Raw genomic sequence first — 15423 nt, 5'->3', positions numbered from 1 at the left:
TTCCTTAATAACATGCTTCATAGACCACCCTGATGGCTTCGCTGTCCATGGGACGAGGATTGTTGGCCAGCAGCCGGGAAATGTGAGAAGCTTCATCGGCCATCGCTGCCAGGTCTTCTTCTTTCACACTAAGATCGCGCAGCCTGGAGGGTATCCCCACGTCAGCGGACAAGGCTGCTACTTCCTCAACACCCAGCAGTGCTTTGTCACGAACCATTTCTGCGGCTGCGCCCGCGCTAATCACGTCGGCCACCACTGCGAAACGCTCCAGGTTGCCGGGCAAGTTATGCCTCATCACTGCAGGCAACAGGATGGCATTGGCCAACCCGTGAGGCACATGATAACGGGCTCCCAGCGGGTAGGCCAGGGCATGCACCGCAGTAACCCCGGCGTTGCCGAAAGCGATACCGGCGTAAAGGCTGGCGGCGGCCATACCGGTGCGGGCTTCAACATTAACACCCTGAAAAACCGCAGTACGCAGGTTTTCAGTCACCAGGCGTATGGCCTCCAATGCATACATATCGCTTAAAGGGTTCGCGTTAACCGAAGTGTATGCTTCCACTGCGTGGCACAGGGCATCCATGCCGCTGTAAGCAGTTGGCTTGGCCGGCAGGCCTACGGTCAGGCCGGGGTCCACCACCGCCACCCGGGCCCGGATATAGTCGCTGACCACGCCTGACTTAACCCCGGATTCCTTATTGGTAAAAATAGCAATGTTGGTGACCTCACTGCCGGTACCCGCCGTAGTTGGCAGCAGCACCAGCGGCAAGGCCGGCCTGGGAATCAGGCCGATGCCCACGTAATCCTTCAGGTTGCCGTCATTGTTAATCATGGCGGAAATACCCTTGGCTGAATCCAGCGCACTGCCGCCGCCAACCCCCACCACCACGTCGGCGCCGCAAGAACGGCCCAAATTTACACCGCTGGCCACTGACTCAAAGCAGGGTTCCATTTCCACCTGATCAAACAAAGAAACCTTAAGCCCGGCCGCTTTTAGTGTCTCAATTACACTTTGCCCGGCTTCAATTTTAGCTACCACAGGATCAGCCACCACCAGGATGGATTTTCCACCCATGCCTTTTACCAGTTCTCCTACTTGTCCGGCAGTACCGTTGCCAAAGATGATTTTTTCGGGCGCGTTCATGTTAAATGGTTTATGGTAATTACTCATTTCGCAAGACACAAACAAGACCTCCCATGTTGGATTTGATTATTGCAAGATAGCTAATGCAAATTCCTTACCAAGCTGAATGTCAAATCTTAGCGGAAGGAATCGAAATATGAATAAAAGAATATTGAAAAATTAATATAACTGATTCCAAAGGAGGGGAGCTAAACAATGAAAGCCGGGGAAATCATGATTAACCCATCTCTCACGCTGCCATCCGAAACCATTACCGGAGATGCCATAAAAGCCATCGCGGGCTCGGCAGCGGATTTCGCGGTGCTTCTAGATAAGGATGGCTCCTTTCAAGGAGTGGTCACCATTAAAGGGCTGATGGCGGGCGCGTTGTCAGAAGACGGGCCGGGAAAATCGGCAATAGCATTCAGAGAAAAAGGCATTACCTGCGTATCCCCCGGCAGCGAAGCAGAAAACCTGATCAACGAAAGGGGGCCGTGGCCCGTAATACAAAAGGGCCGTCTGGCCGGAGTCATAACCCGGAGCATACTAACCGAAAAACTCTTCCTTAATTATAGAAAAAAAGCAGCCAAGCTGAACGACATTTTGAACTCCCTGCACAACGCGGACAGCAACAAACAACTGACCGATGAACTTAACGCTATTATCGAATACTCCTTTGACGGTATTTACGTCACTGACGGGCAGGGCAACACCCTCCGGGTAAACAAAGCTCACGAGCGGACAACGGGTATCAAGGCCGGCGAGGTTATAGGCAAAAATATGGCCCGCCTGGTACGGGAGGGATACTATGACCAGTCGGTGACCCTGCTGGTGCTGGAAAAGAAAGAACCAATGACCATCATCCAGGAGATTAGGAAAACCGGCAAAATCGTTTTAGTAACCGGAACACCCATATTCGACGAAAACGGGGAAGTTTTCCGGGTAGTTACCAACGTCCGGGATATCACGGAGTTGAACCAGTTGAAACAGCAGCTGGAAGAGGCGCAGTTGTTGACCCGGCACTACGAAACCCAGCTTAACCGGTATAAAATAAAGTACGGCGCAGAGCATCAGCTGATATTTAAATCAAATCAGATGGAAGCCGTGGTGGACTTGGTCATGCGCCTGGCCCAGGTTGATACTACCGTGCTTATCCAGGGGGAATCAGGAGTGGGCAAGGAACTGGTGGCAGAGCTGATTCACCGTCACAGCCACCGCAAGGACGGCCCGTTCATTAGAATAAACTGCGGGGCCATCCCCGAGGAACTAATGGAATCGGAGCTTTTCGGATATGAGTCCGGTGCCTTTACCGGAGCCAAAAAGGGCGGTAAACCAGGGCATTTCGAAATCGCCCGCAATGGCACCATCTTTTTGGACGAGATCGGCGACATGCCCTTAAACCTTCAGGTAAAACTGCTGCGCGTGCTGCAAAGCAGGGAAATTATGCGCGTTGGAGGTATCAAGGCGGTTAAGATAGATGTCCGCATCATCGCCGCCACCAACCGCAACCTGGAAAAAATGGTGCAGGAGGAAAAGTTTCGCGAGGACTTATATTACCGGCTTAACGTAGTGCCGGTCAATGTCCCGCCTTTAAGGAAAAGAAAAGAAGACCTACCGCCTTTGGTGGCCCACTTTATGGAAAAGTATAACCAAAGGTACGATATGAATAAGAGAATTTCCCCCCGGGTGATGGAGTTATTTATGCACTACGACTGGCCGGGAAATGTCAGGGAATTACAAAACCTGCTGGAGCGGGTCATTGTAATTACGCCCGGCGAAATGATTACCGCTAAAAGCTTACCCATTAACCTGCAGGAACCGGCAGCCGGAACTATGCGCCCCAAGATTGCAGGCGGGGACGTGCTGGTGCCCCTGAACGAAGCGGTGGAAAATTTGGAAAGGGAGCTCATTACCAGGGCTTTTGCGGAATTCGGCACCACCAGGCGGGTGGCCCGGGCGCTGGGAATCAGCCAACCTTCAGTGGTGCGAAAAGCCGCCAAATACTGTATCAAATCCGGGGCGTGAATTTAGGCTGATTCAAAAACGATTCACTGATTTGTTCTTGAATCAGCCTGTGCAAATCGGAGCATAATTTAGAATTGCACGCTTTTTCAGAAATATTATACGTTTTTGATCCATATTCGAATCAAACAAACAGGCCCATTTCCTTCCGACACTTGCCGGCCTGTTTTTTTTGACAGCAAATAATGTCAAGAAACAACGAATCGCAGAATTCATGGGTTTACTAGCGCGCTGGCACCCCTCTTGCTTTATTTATTATAAGTGACCGATATCATCCATGGCAAAGGAGGTTTGGCATTTACAACCGGCCCTTTTTTAATACCGGACAGGCCTGTTAGCCAAAATTATTCAAGAAAATTATTATATTTTCGAACTTTTATTTAACTCATCCAGCTTTAAATTTAAAGTTTCAAGTTTTATGTTTAAGTTTATTAAGGGCCGGAGACAAGCTTTTTTACTGAAGGTCGAAATTTTAACGAGGAGTGAAAAAATGACGGACTGGACACAAAAAAGACCGGACGGCACAGAAACACCATACATTCCGGCCGGGCCATTCAAAGTCAGGTTCCCCGGCATCCATTACCGCTGGGAATGGGCGGATTACATCCAGGGTTTGATCATGTGCGCGGTTTGCTTATCCGCTATTCCAATTCTGCAGGACACCCTGGGCATGCCCTTTGAAGTAGCACTGGCCATTGTGATTTTAAACGGCATTTTATATTGCCTGCACGGCATGCTGGGCGACCCGGTGGTACCCGGTTGGATCACCCCGGCCATACCGTTATTGATTGCCTACGTTTCCACCTTTCCCGAAGGGCCGGCACGGATGCACGCTTTAATCGCTTTTGAAATGGTGCTGGGACTGTGGTGTATATTCCTGGGCTTCACCGGATTGGCCAACAAGGTGATAGCCGCCATTCCCCAGGCCATCAAGGCCGGTGTGATTATCGGCGCGGGCATCTCCGCCATCAACCTGATTTTCCAAAAGGGTGGCCGGTTTGAAAGCTTCCCTATTACCATTACCCTGGCCGTGGGTCTGGCCTTCTTCATGATGTATTCATCTTATTTTAAAGAGCTGGCCAGGCGCAATAAAATTGCCAAAATTCTAAATAACCTGGGTATTTTACCTGCAATTCTTGCCGCCGTGGTCATAGCTGCGCTGGTAAAGGAAACCGGCTGGCCGGCTTTGGAATGGGGCTTCTCCCGCCCGGATTTCGGCGCCCTGTGGACCGACTGGGTGCCCTGGGGTACTCTGGGCTGGCCCTCGCTGAATATGTTTCTAACCTCCATCCCGTTGGTGCTGGCCGCTTATATCGTTATCTTCGGTGATGCCGTACAGTGCCAGGCCATCATCAGCGACGCCGACAAAGAGCGGCCTGACGAGCCGGTGGATTACAACCCCAACCGGGCGCACTTGATCGTAGGCATACGGAACACCTTCATGAGCTTTATGGGACCCGATGTAACCATGTGCGGCCCCATCTGGGCGGCCATGACAGTGGTTACCTATGAACGGTATAAAAACGGGCGTAACGACATGGACTCCTCCATCAGCGGCGTGGCAGCCTTCCGTTTCGGCACTTTGACAGGATATTTCCTGTTGCCTATCGTCAGCCTGGTAAGACCTATTTTGCCCGTGGCCCTGTCGCTGACCATGCTGATTCAAGGATTCGTTTCGGTATATGTGGGCGTCCGGCAAACACAAAACATCAAAGACCTGGGTATCGCCGGCATTGTCGGCGGCATTCTAATAGCCAAGGGCGCGGCTTTCGCCTTCGCAGCCGGTATCATCCTGTGCCTGCTGGTTTATGGCAAAAACTTCTTCAAAGGCGAACCTGCGGATAATAGTATTGTTGCAACGGAAGAACAACTCCAACCCGCCCTGCGCTGCAAGTGCTAAGATGCAGTGTAATAGCAAAGCACCTCCTGCTGAATAAGGCGGGAGGTGCTTTTAATTTCGTTCGGGAATGGCCTAGCTAACTTGGTCAGGATTAAGGATTTATATTTACCTTTTAATAAATAAATTATTCCAGCATCTGTAGTGTTCCGGTTCCCCATCATATGTATTGATCTGTAAAATTTGTACTTATAACCCCTCGTCAATTCTTCAAAGCGAAGTTTGCCATAATATTCCCCGCCTTTATTGACTTCCAACTGTTCTCTTACCCGTTCAAATAGTTCGTTTGTCACAAAATCAGGTTGCCGTTTTCATAATCATTAAAGTCCATTTAAGTTTACTCTTATTAGTTGGCAAAAAGGCTGGCGACTTCAGAAGAGAGTTTCAATTCCCCTGAGGGAATTATTTTTATTCTGACTGGAATATGCAGCCTACATTCATATGCTGCAATAAGCAAGCTACAATTTGTATGGTTATTAAAAAAGCCCGCATTACCATAAGTAAAAAGGCTTTACAGCTTGATGAGCACTATGTTTGTGTGGCGAAATAGCTAAAAAATCTGACACAGAATCTTTAGACCATCGTTTTGCTTGATCCCTTCATCTTATTATCTTAATTTAGACCGAAAAGAAAGCCGCAGAATAGCATACCCTCGTTTTTTAAATAAATTTTTAGCTTTTTCTTTTTCAAACAAAGAATTTGTAATTCCGAGGACATTATTTTCCATCCCACTTGTCAATTTATAATAAACCCAGGTAATAGTTAGATGCCAAGAGAAGTAAATCAAAAATGGAATTATTAATGTCCCATAGTTCCATTGAAAAAGACCAAGATTACGTAAAACGTTTGAGAACAGCGTACTATAACCTGCGGCTGTAAAAACGAATAGATAGTTCCATGGTTTTTCTTCAGGTAAATGGTATAAAAATATAATAAAATACGCTGCCCATGCTATGGGAGGAAAGAAAGGAATTCCCATACATTCAAAAGGCCCGTAATTAATATAGTTGAAAATTTCCAATATCTTGGAGCCTAAAACAATTATACTTATGTCAAAAACTGTACCAAATATAATCCCAAAAAAAATAAGCCGTCTGATTTCTACCCTTGGAACCAATGCATAAGCGATTATGATCAAGCTAAATGTGTAAATGGGGTAAATATAATAAATAGCCATTTGCCTTTCTCCTATATTTTATTCCTATCTGCATTTGTTGCTTATTAACGAAGAGTTTGTGGCTTTATATTATGTTCTAATGATTATTAATTATTCTATATAATAATTGTCTTTTCTTTTTTGTTTATAAAACAAAATTGGACTGTATATGAGGGGTTAACTAGGTGGAAATTATTGCCGTATAACATCCAAACTGTAAAACAACAAGACTTAAATCTCCGTAAGAATACGGGGTTTTTTCTTTTTTGAGGGGGGGTGAAACCAATGGTTGTGTAAGCTACATTCATTTTCTGCAACATTTGAAACATTGTGAAACACTTTGAAAAGGAATGAAACAAGATATGAATAATAAACTAATCTGTTTTCTTAAAGAACTTGAATATATTAAGGAATATATCCCGCCGGAAGCATTCAATGATCTGGTGAGAAAGGCCACTGCCTTAGCGGAAAAAGATGATAGGCTTTTAATAGCATCCGAAGCGGCAAAAAGGTTAGGCGTGAGTCGGACAACGATTTGGCGGTGGTCAAAAAACCAACTATTAAACTTTTACCAGCTCCCTGGGGGACAGATCCGGATCAGAGAGTCCGACTTGGAAGATTTTATTGAGAAACACCGGTTAATAAGTATCTTCACGGACAATGGCCAGCAAAATCCACGGCAACTTCTTATATGATTAATATTTTAAAAAAAACCTTGTTCAAGTATTCGCTTGACTTATATGTCTAAAATTAAGGGCTGTCTAAAGAGTCAGAGATCAGTTATACTTGTAGTAAGAGGTGAAGTATTATGCCAAAGCGAATCGTTTCAAGAAAATCATCCGGAAAAAAGATTGTAATAAGAATTAAAGGAAATAGCATTGGTACCCAGTGTGAAACTAAAGAGGCTCGAATTAAAAGGAGATTAAAAGCCTTCCGTTCACTTGTGGGCCTGTGGGAAGGTAAGGACACATCGTTCTTTGATAATAGGTGAGTGGGGTATTATTAGATACAAACATAGCCGTTGATTTTTTAAGATCCCAACGAAAATCCCGACCAAAAAATGAAAAAGCTGTGTTTGACCAGCAATCTGCCGTAACCCTTATTGAACAATTGATCCAGGATGATCGGGATATACTCTTTTCAGTAGTAACATTAAAAGAATTGTTGCAGTACCCTTATATCTCATGCGAAGAAGAAGAAAGAATAAACAAAATCTTACCGATGTTTAGTACCGTTCTACCTCTGGACGAGCGTATCGGCAGGATCGCAGCACTCTATTCCAGAGAATCTGCAGAATACCGGGAAAAGCATATTGAAGACTGTTATATAGCAGCCACAGCAGCTGCTTATAGGCTACCTCTTTATACAAAAAACCCAAAGGACTTCGAATATGTAAAAGATCCTTCACTTAACATTGTTGTGCCTTACGATTATCGACGGGCAAATGGTATATGATAAAAAAGCTAATATTTAAGCGTCTGGCCAAGAAGATGAGATAAAATATTAGAATTGACGACTGAAACTTTTTAGCAAAAAAGTACTTTCGCCTTAACACCTTACTTTATTTGTAGGGTGTTTATTTTATGGGGGTGGTTTTAAAGTCGTACTTTTTAACTATGCCGTAAGAAACCTTATGCAAGAAGTCCTTGCGCTGGTTGGCTATTTTGTCGTGCAACCAGGTTACTTTGGTTTTGGCTTTCCTCCGGTTGTTTGAACCTTTTTTCTTGCGGGAAAGCCGCCTTTGCAACCGGGTTAATTTCTTTTCAGATTTGCGAAAGTATTTCGGGTTGTCAATTTTAATGCCGTCGGAAAGCGTGGCAAAGGTTAAAGCCCAACGTCAATACCAACTTTGTTAACGATTTCTACGGCTTCGGCTTCTGCTATTTCCGAAGTTAAGTTGACATACCATTTGCCGTTATGATACTTGACATTTATCCGGCTAACTTTTGAAGGGTCAAAGACAAAGTGAGCATTTATTTTAACATAGCCTATCTTCGGCAGGTAAATATAACCACGCTTTTTAAAATGATCTTGCTTATCTGCCTGCGGGTAGGTGAAAGAGCGGTAATGATCCCGATCTTTGTAGTGGGGATATCCGGCCAGGCCACTAAAAAACCGCTGAAATGCGTCATCCAGCCTCTGAAGGCAGTCCTGTAGGACCTGAGCGTTGACCTGTTTGTATTCCGGCAATTCTTTTTTTAACGCCGGCATCTCGTTCTTTTGTTGCATACAGGAAGGCGATCTGCCTCTTTGCCGGTAGCAAATTTCCTTCTGTTCCAAGGCGGCGTTGTAAAGCCATCGACAGAGCGTACCAAATGACCTTAGCGGTGGGTCTAATATTGATTTTTCGTGCCAGGCATTGCTCCGGCCCGCCTTGACCTGTTTGCGGATGAACTCGAACACTCCGGGCAGTTCCCTGTGGTTGACATAATAAGTTCGGGCGGGCTTCCTCCCAGGGGGGCAGTTGGTCAATAAAGCCTCTAATTTTTATCACCATACACTTCACACCAACCCCGGGCAATACTAATCATCTCATTCCGCAGCCATTCCGGTTCCAATACTTCTACCGATGATCCAGAAGATAGCACCCATTTGGCAAAGTTATGGATACCATAAATTTTACCTTGGTATTCCAGTGACCTGTCTGCTAACTGTACCGGCTCTGCCAATCCCCTTGCTTTTAACTCTCTTTGGACTTTTTCTACAACATTTGCTTCATTATAAAAACGTACCTTTACGACTTCCGAACGGCTAATGTCCATACCCCAGCGCAGCCGGAGGTAATGACGAAGCGAAAAGTCCTCCGGATAAACAAACTGCTCATCTAAAACCTTTACCCCTCGTATTCTACCAAGGTGGCACGCAACTACTTCTCGCGTTTCCTCTTTGCTTGCAACGAAATACCAGGTACCATTGCCGGTATGAAACACTGATCCTAAAGGCCAAACAAGCCATTTAACTTCGCGATTGTTGTTTTTGGCGTAATACTTTAGCTCAATCTTAAATTCACCCAGCACCGCTCAACGTAACTTATTCAAATATTCGGTTTCCACAAAAGTAACTCCACCACGGGTATAAAGCTTTTCAGACATTTCTTTAGCAGCAGCTATTTCTTTACTCGGAAGCAGCTTTTCCATAAGACTATCCTGCAATGGCTTTAAAGCCTTCGGCGGAGGAAATTCTGCAAACAGCCACAATATAGTCATTGCTTCACGCGGTGTTAGCCCCAGTGTTGGGTAAGGGTCAGTAGTTATGGACAGATTCCACTTAATCTGAGGATCTTTCACTAAATATTCAACTGGAGAATCTACTACTTCGTTCTCCCAAGGTTCTTCCTGATTATCCATTACATCTTCAGCATATAAAAGAAAATGGTTTCCCAAATCAGTGTATAGCGACACCCGGTTTAAGTCATCTAGAATAAGACCTTCCGGGTAACCTGTTATCCGGGCCAATTCTGAGGCGCTAAGCCCCTGGGGATTAGATTCCAGGGTGGTAGGTACGTTAATAAGACGCTGTAATACTTTATTATTCATTACCCCGCCCCCCCTGACCGTACCTCTCTAACATTTTTCGTCCCGTTCCGGCCATTATCTCGCGCAATGATTCGGGCTTGACTATTTCTGCAGCATCACCGTAACTTCTTATCCAGTGAGCAAATTCTGATAAACCTTCAACTTTATCATACAAAATGATTGAGCCGTCCTCCTGGTTCGCAAGCTTACAGTTATTATTACATACTTGCCTGCGGGATACATCAGCCCTTAATCTTTCCAATGCGGTACGATGCCAGGTGGTACTTTTAAAATGAATAACTACATCTAATTCCTGGTCACTGCTAATTCCCCACCGTTTCTCCAGGTCTTTTTCCATGTTGAAATCTCCGGGTCTGGTAAATGTTTCATTACTAATTTTTATATGTGAAAAACGGTTTAAGAGGAATGACATAATTGTCCTTTGTTTTCGATTTTGGGCAATTACGTACCACTGCCCTTTTTCCCAGAGATAAACAATACCTAAAGGTCGCAGTTCCAGAGAACGTCTCCGGTATTGGCAATAATTACCCGGCAATTATAAACAGCTTGTTCTACTAAATCCATGACCTGATGAATATCCTGTTGATCTCCGGCACCCCTGCCGTGAACAATAACCCGTTCGGCTAGCTTTGCCAGCTCTTCCCGCCAACGGTCCCTCCTGGGTATTACTAGTAAAGGGGCTAGTTTACTTTTCAGTATTGCCAAATCCGGGGGGAGCGGCACCAGGCCGGAGAAAATACTTAGGTATTCATATAATAAACTGGCGGCTGCTTTGCCCTCTACCACAACCGGACGTGGAAATTGGGAACCTAAAGACCAGCGCCCGCCATTTTGTTGAACCAGCCCTTCCGTTGCCATTTTTTGCAGAATATCTATAACTGTTTCCACTTCCCCAATGCCCTTTAACTTTGCGATATCCTCCGGTAACAATCCCTTAACCAGGTTCAGGTTGGCTCTCATTTCACAATCGTATAATGACTTAAGCACGGCCAACTGCTTTAAGTATTTTTCCTTAACTTTTTCCTTAACTGCACCTTGATTATCAACAGTAATTCCAACTTCTCCCGTTAAGGCAACACCTTTATTAATCTTAACCACAAATCCTTGCTTAATCAATTCTTTGCAGTCACCACGGATAGTGCGTTCTCCAACATTGAAACCGACTTCATTTAGTTTTTGCGTAATAGAAACCTATTGGTATAAATTGGATAATTTGTTTTAAACAAAAAAACTCCGCTATTAACGAGGCTAATTTTTGCTTACACAATTCCCTTGAGGGAATTATTTTTGTTTCGACTTTTAAAAAGGTTAACGATACCCATGGGCACCAGGCTGGGTTTCAATTCCCCTAAGGGAATTATTTTTGTTTTGACTGCGGGGGTGCTTAGGCCTTGTGCCCCAAGGCCGCTTAAAGCGTTTTCCGAAAACTCCTTTGAGGATACCATATCATGTTAATTTTTTTGTTTTGGTCAAACATAGTCAAACCTGCCATGAAACTTTTTCCACCCCTATACTTCTCTATTCATGTGGCTTTTCCTACTTTCTCTTATAAAAAAGATGTTTTCCGAAAACCTCCCGTTTTTTTTACACACCGGAGGTTTTCGATATCTGACAATTTCAATCTTACTTCATTCCACATTAATAATTTCTCCGATAACATAGGGGTTTTCCTGCTGTTCGTTTATTGGCCGCCTATCAATATAGTATCCGCCCCTAAACGGAGCAGTTTGAAGGCCGCTGTTTCCCGCATATCACGGTCAAAAACCTGATCATACAAATTGTTTCTATACATTAGTTCAGATATTACCAGTTCACGCATCATGGATAATGCCTGGGGAGCATAGTTTTGCTCTATGTACCAGCGCACCATTTCAAAATGACTTTTCAAATTCTCGGGGTTGCTTTTCTCAGCCGGTCCGGTAAAAAGAGATAGTTTATCTATAATATAATCAATCAGTACACCAAAAGGAGCTGCCCACTCCCTGGTATCCCGCTCCAACAGCTCGCGCCGATCTGATTTATCGGCATAATAACTTAATTTACGAGTTTCATTAACAACCTCAAACGGCCGGTTGGTAAATAGGGCCCGTGAGATGCCCTCTATGATTTTGCCAAACTTATTAAGCTCCCTTCGCGCCGGACCCTGTTCTTCTTTTGCCAAACGCTGGGCTTCAGCAAGCAAAGAGCTGATCTCCCGGGCACTTCCGTGCTTAACAAAGGAGTTGACGCCAATTATCCAGTCCAATAACGAGCAAAACCCCGTAAGATCAAACACCGGGCTTTCATTTGACTCATTCTTGGCCTCGTATGCCCCGTAATATAACGCTTGTATATCCACGTCTTTTACAAACTTTAAATAGGCTATACTTAAAAAACTACTCAGCGGCAGCGAACGGAAGCTGTGTCGACGGCAGTTACACGATTACCTTTCCCGATCTACCTGGTTGTATCAGTGAAGGTAAATCACTGAGTAACGCAATGGATATGGCGCAAAGTGCCTTAACACAATGGATTGAATATCTGTTAGAGGAAAAAGAAAATATTCCGGATTCCAGCGATATAAAAAACCTCAAACCCCTAAAGAATCAATTCGTAAATCTTGTCCGGGCTGGAATACGCAACAATCGCGCAATACGCCGTACGGTCAGTATCCCCGGATGGTTGGACGTAAAAGCTGCCGAGGCTGGTATTAGCTTGTCCAAGGTCCTCCAGGATGCACTGAAAGAAAAGCTTGGCGTATAAATTATCAGTCAAAGAAGCCGCCCCTCCCCGGGCGGCTCTCCCATTTCCAACAATAATATACTTTACGCTGATTTCCCTGCCAACTTTCTGCATTCTGAAAATGCCCGGGTAGGCACTCAAAAAAGGATTCCACCACATTGGCCAGGCATTTATTAATGGTGAATGGCAGACCAATAATAATCACCTTGAAGTGAATATGGAAGTTCAGAAACGTGAATTAAACCTTTCAGGTAACCCGTGGGTACGACATAAAAGGGTCCGTTAAAAGGTACTGGTATCATGAGCGTTTCAATTCCCTTGATGGGAATTATTTTATTCTGGCAAGAACAGAATGAGCCCATTAACCCTGAAGGCTGCCTGTTCAAGTTTCAATTCCCCTGAGGGAATTATTTTTATTCTGACTGCGGGTGTGTTCAGGCCTTGTGCCCCAAGGGCTCCGAAAGCGATTTCCGAAAACCTCTTTGAAATTTCCATATAATAGCAGATTCATTGTATTGATCAAATATGGTCAAATATCCATGAAACTTTTTCCACCCCTACATTTCGCTACTCACGCGGGTTTTCCTTCTCTCCCTTTAAAAAACCTATTTTCCGAAAACCTCCCGGTTTTTTTACACACCAGAGGTTTTCGATGTCTGACAATTTATCAAATTATATATACCGTCTCCAAACGGATCTAAACTTTTACCGACACGAGCAACCTTCCGAAGCACTGTTTACACTGGCGATAAAAAATTATGCTGTCTTCATTCTTCTTTATTAGGCTTTCCAGTTTATATCTTAATATTATAAAGTACTCTCTTCTCAATTTGCATTCAAAAGCACTATATTGCACTCGCACTCAGGGTTAACCGATATGATATAAGTTTGTTTTCTGCCAGTTTTGTTGTAGGTGGCGTTTCAGGCCGGCGTTTTGGGGAGATTTTAATTCCGGATCGGCTGCGATTAGTTGTTCGGCGCATGCTTTGGCGGCTTTGAGCAGGTTGATGTCCCGCAGTAGGTCTGCCGCTTTAAATTCGGGCAGGCCGGATTGCCTGACGCCGGCCACGTCTCCGGGGCCCCTGATTTCCAGATCTTTTTCCGCCAGTTGAAAGCCGTCCTGGCAGGTTTTGATCGCCTTGATCCGCTGCAGGGCCTCCCTGGTGCCGGGGCGGGCTGCCAGGATGCAGTGTGACTGCCCGCCGCCCCGCCCGACGCGGCCCCTCAGCTGGTGCAGCTGGGACAGGCCGAACCGCTCGGCGTCAATTATTACCATTACGTTGGCATTGGGCACATCTACGCCTACCTCGATCACCGTTGTGGCTACCAGAACGTCGACAGAGCCCTCCCGAAAACCGCGCATTACCAACTCCTTATCATCGCCGCCCATGCGGCCGGTCAGCAGCGCCAGCCGGCACTCCCGCAATTCTTCAGCTTTTAAGCGCTCATATAATTGAACAGCCGCCTGCAAATCCATTTTTTCCGACTCATCCACCAGCGGGCAGACCACATAAGCCTGGCGGCCCGCCTTGACCTGTTTGCGGATGAATTCATATACTCCGGGCAGTTCCCTGTGGTTGACATAATAAGTTCGGGCGGGCTGCCTCCCGGGGGGCAGCTGGTCAATGATCGAGATGTCAAGATCACCGTACAAGGTCAGGGTTAAAGTCCTTGGTATGGGCGTGGCCGTCATGACCAGAACATCGGGCGCCAGGCCTTTTTCCCTTAGCCCGGCCCTTTGTTTTACGCCAAACCGGTGCTGTTCATCGATAACAACGACGCCCAGCCGGTTGAAAATCACATCTTCCTGCAGCAGCGCCTGGGTTCCCACCACCAGGCGGACAGAGCCGGCAGCCAGTTCTTCCAGCAAAGCCTTGCGCTTTGCGGCGGGCATGCCCCCGCTTAAAAAGCCCGGTCGGACCCCGAGCGGTTCAAGCAACTCCGTCAGCGCCAGGTAATGCTGTTCCGCCAGTACTTCGGTTGGCGCCATCAGTGCCCCCTGCAGGCCGCTTTCCACCGCGCGCAGCAAGGTTAGCACAGCGACCAGCGTTTTGCCCGACCCAACGTCCCCCTGCAGCAGCCGGTTCATGGGGCGGCTGCCCTCCAGGTCGGACATGATCTCAGCCAACACCCTCCGCTGCGCGCCTGTAAGCGCAAAGCCCAGGCAGGCGATAAGTTTATTTTTCAGTTTGGTTTCATTATTATAGACATGGGGCTTTTCCAGCCGGGCTATTTTACTTTTGGCATAAGCCAGCTGCACCTGGAACAGCAGCAATTCTTCAAAAGCAAACCTTTTTTTAGCCTGCCGGGCCTGCTCCGGGCTATCGGGAAAATGGATCTGCCGGAGCGCGGGTTTAATGGGCATTAAGCCGTATTTTTCCATCACCCGGTCCGGTAAAAATTCGACAATAGCATCCAGCCGCTGCTCCAGCAGCACCTGCAGCGTGCTCCGGATGATGCGCTGGGTAATGCCGGCAGTGGCGGGGTAAACCGGAACCAGCCGCCCGGTATGTAAAGCCGCGGCACTGCTGTTAGTGATATGGTCATTGACAATATCAAAGTCCTGCACCTGAAGCTCTGCAATCCCAAACCTGTTTTCGATTTTCCCGCTGACCAGCATCGTCATACCGGTTTTGAGTGACTTTTCCAAATACCGGCGGTTGAATAAAACGGCATAAAAAACTCCTCCCTCCGTTTCCAGCGCCACTTTGGTTACTGCAGGCTTTTGCCCGGGACGCCCTTTTTTAACCGCCTTTACTTTGCCCACAGCAGTAATCGCTTTGCCTGAGGCAACCCCGAAAGGCGATACCGGGCTGCTCCGGTCCAGGTATTCCCGGGGAAAGTGATAAAACATGTCTTTGACGGTAAAAATATTCAGCTTGGCCAGCTCGCCGGCACGGCGGGGACCAATGCCCTTAACACTCTGTATCGGCGCCGCCGCCGGCTCGCCGGTTAATCTATTATTCAT

The 15423-nt window shown here is 46.3% G+C and carries 17 protein-coding genes and 2 pseudogenes; 6 read left to right on the top strand and 13 right to left on the bottom strand.

The window, feature by feature from the left end; genetic code table 11:
* Positions 1-4: 4 nt before the first annotated feature.
* A complete protein-coding gene (locus tag BM056_RS07275) occupies positions 5-1183 on the bottom strand; it encodes an iron-containing alcohol dehydrogenase (protein ID WP_238456346.1) in 1179 nt (392 codons plus the stop codon).
* A gap of 156 nt (positions 1184-1339) precedes the next feature.
* On the opposite strand from BM056_RS07275, the gene BM056_RS07270 reads away from it, so the two are divergent.
* Both BM056_RS07270 and BM056_RS07265 read left to right on the top strand, forming a co-directional pair.
* Complete coding sequence (locus BM056_RS07270; protein ID WP_114319276.1) at positions 1340-3148, top strand: sigma 54-interacting transcriptional regulator; 1809 nt, start codon at positions 1340-1342, stop codon at positions 3146-3148.
* A gap of 487 nt (positions 3149-3635) precedes the next feature.
* Positions 3636-5045, top strand: coding sequence for a solute carrier family 23 protein (locus BM056_RS07265; protein ID WP_092470204.1), 1410 nt, complete (start codon positions 3636-3638; stop codon positions 5043-5045).
* Between the two features lie 604 nt (positions 5046-5649).
* Here the strand turns inward: BM056_RS07265 and BM056_RS07255 are convergent.
* Positions 5650-6219, bottom strand: a complete 570-nt coding sequence (locus BM056_RS07255) for a hypothetical protein (protein ID WP_174549937.1) — start codon at positions 6217-6219, stop codon at positions 5650-5652.
* 329 nt (positions 6220-6548) lie between these two features.
* Between BM056_RS07255 and BM056_RS27620 the strand changes: the two genes are divergently transcribed.
* Entirely contained in the window at positions 6549-6893 is a 345-nt protein-coding gene (locus BM056_RS27620; RefSeq protein WP_092470198.1) for a helix-turn-helix domain-containing protein, read from the top strand.
* A 292-nt stretch (positions 6894-7185) separates the two neighbouring features.
* Entirely contained in the window at positions 7186-7653 is a 468-nt protein-coding gene (locus BM056_RS07240) for a PIN domain-containing protein (protein ID WP_092470194.1), read from the top strand.
* Positions 7654-7774: 121 nt separating this feature from the next.
* Here BM056_RS07240 and BM056_RS27615 read toward each other — a convergent pair whose 3' ends face one another.
* The 8 genes and pseudogenes from BM056_RS27615 to BM056_RS07205 form a co-directional block, all read right to left on the bottom strand.
* The gene (locus BM056_RS27615) at positions 7775-7993 is read right to left on the bottom strand and encodes a transposase (RefSeq protein WP_353740146.1); all 219 of its coding nucleotides are present in this window, start codon (positions 7991-7993) and stop codon (positions 7775-7777) included.
* 29 nt (positions 7994-8022) lie between these two features.
* Complete coding sequence (locus BM056_RS07235) at positions 8023-8601, bottom strand: RNA-guided endonuclease InsQ/TnpB family protein (RefSeq protein ID WP_207648155.1); 579 nt, start codon at positions 8599-8601, stop codon at positions 8023-8025.
* A 77-nt stretch (positions 8602-8678) separates the two neighbouring features.
* Positions 8679-9215, bottom strand: a complete 537-nt coding sequence (locus BM056_RS07230; protein ID WP_092470192.1) for a helix-turn-helix transcriptional regulator — start codon at positions 9213-9215, stop codon at positions 8679-8681.
* 3 nt (positions 9216-9218) lie between these two features.
* Positions 9219-9734: a hypothetical protein gene (locus BM056_RS07225; RefSeq protein ID WP_092470190.1), complete on the bottom strand. Its 516-nt coding sequence runs from the start codon at positions 9732-9734 to the stop codon at positions 9219-9221.
* Positions 9727-10071, bottom strand: a complete 345-nt coding sequence (locus tag BM056_RS27860; protein ID WP_492207419.1) for a WCX domain-containing protein — start codon at positions 10069-10071, stop codon at positions 9727-9729. Before BM056_RS27860 ends, BM056_RS07225 begins: the two co-directional genes overlap by 8 nt.
* 96 nt (positions 10072-10167) lie before the next feature.
* Positions 10168-10212, bottom strand: a pseudogene (locus BM056_RS27855) (hypothetical protein); the annotation flags it as partial.
* A gap of 2 nt (positions 10213-10214) precedes the next feature.
* Positions 10215-10850 carry a hypothetical protein gene (locus BM056_RS07215; RefSeq protein WP_092470186.1) on the bottom strand — a complete coding sequence of 212 codons (636 nt, stop codon included), beginning with the start codon at positions 10848-10850 and terminating at the stop codon, positions 10215-10217.
* Between the two features lie 565 nt (positions 10851-11415).
* Positions 11416-12072, bottom strand: coding sequence for a TM1812 family CRISPR-associated protein (locus BM056_RS07205; RefSeq protein WP_435050954.1), 657 nt, complete (start codon positions 12070-12072; stop codon positions 11416-11418).
* Between BM056_RS07205 and BM056_RS27610 the strand changes: the two are divergent.
* Positions 12042-12287 (top strand): annotated as a pseudogene (locus BM056_RS27610) (type II toxin-antitoxin system HicB family antitoxin); the annotation flags it as partial. The gene BM056_RS07205 and the pseudogene BM056_RS27610 overlap by 31 nt on opposite strands.
* A gap of 24 nt (positions 12288-12311) precedes the next feature.
* On the opposite strand, the gene BM056_RS26810 reads toward BM056_RS27610, so the two are convergent.
* Positions 12312-12596 (bottom strand): hypothetical protein, encoded by a 285-nt coding sequence (locus BM056_RS26810; RefSeq protein ID WP_238456345.1) that lies wholly within the window; start codon positions 12594-12596, stop codon positions 12312-12314.
* Between the two features lie 70 nt (positions 12597-12666).
* On the opposite strand from BM056_RS26810, the gene BM056_RS27605 reads away from it, so the two are divergent.
* The gene (locus BM056_RS27605; protein WP_353740145.1) at positions 12667-12741 is read left to right on the top strand and encodes a hypothetical protein; all 75 of its coding nucleotides are present in this window, start codon (positions 12667-12669) and stop codon (positions 12739-12741) included.
* Positions 12742-13152: 411 nt separating this feature from the next.
* Here BM056_RS27605 and BM056_RS27600 read toward each other — a convergent pair whose 3' ends face one another.
* Together BM056_RS27600 and recG are read right to left on the bottom strand one after the other, a co-directional pair.
* A complete protein-coding gene (locus BM056_RS27600) occupies positions 13153-13311 on the bottom strand; it encodes a CRISPR-associated endonuclease Cas2 (RefSeq protein ID WP_353740144.1) in 159 nt (52 codons plus the stop codon).
* Positions 13312-13323: 12 nt separating this feature from the next.
* Positions 13324-15423, bottom strand: coding sequence for an ATP-dependent DNA helicase RecG (gene recG, locus BM056_RS07185; protein ID WP_092470175.1), 2100 nt, complete (start codon positions 15421-15423; stop codon positions 13324-13326).

Origin of the sequence: Desulfotruncus arcticus DSM 17038 (genome assembly GCF_900113335.1) — a bacterium.
GTDB lineage: Bacteria > Bacillota > Desulfotomaculia > Desulfotomaculales > Desulfallaceae > Desulfotruncus > Desulfotruncus arcticus.
This window is presented reverse-complemented; position numbering and strand designations above follow the sequence as displayed.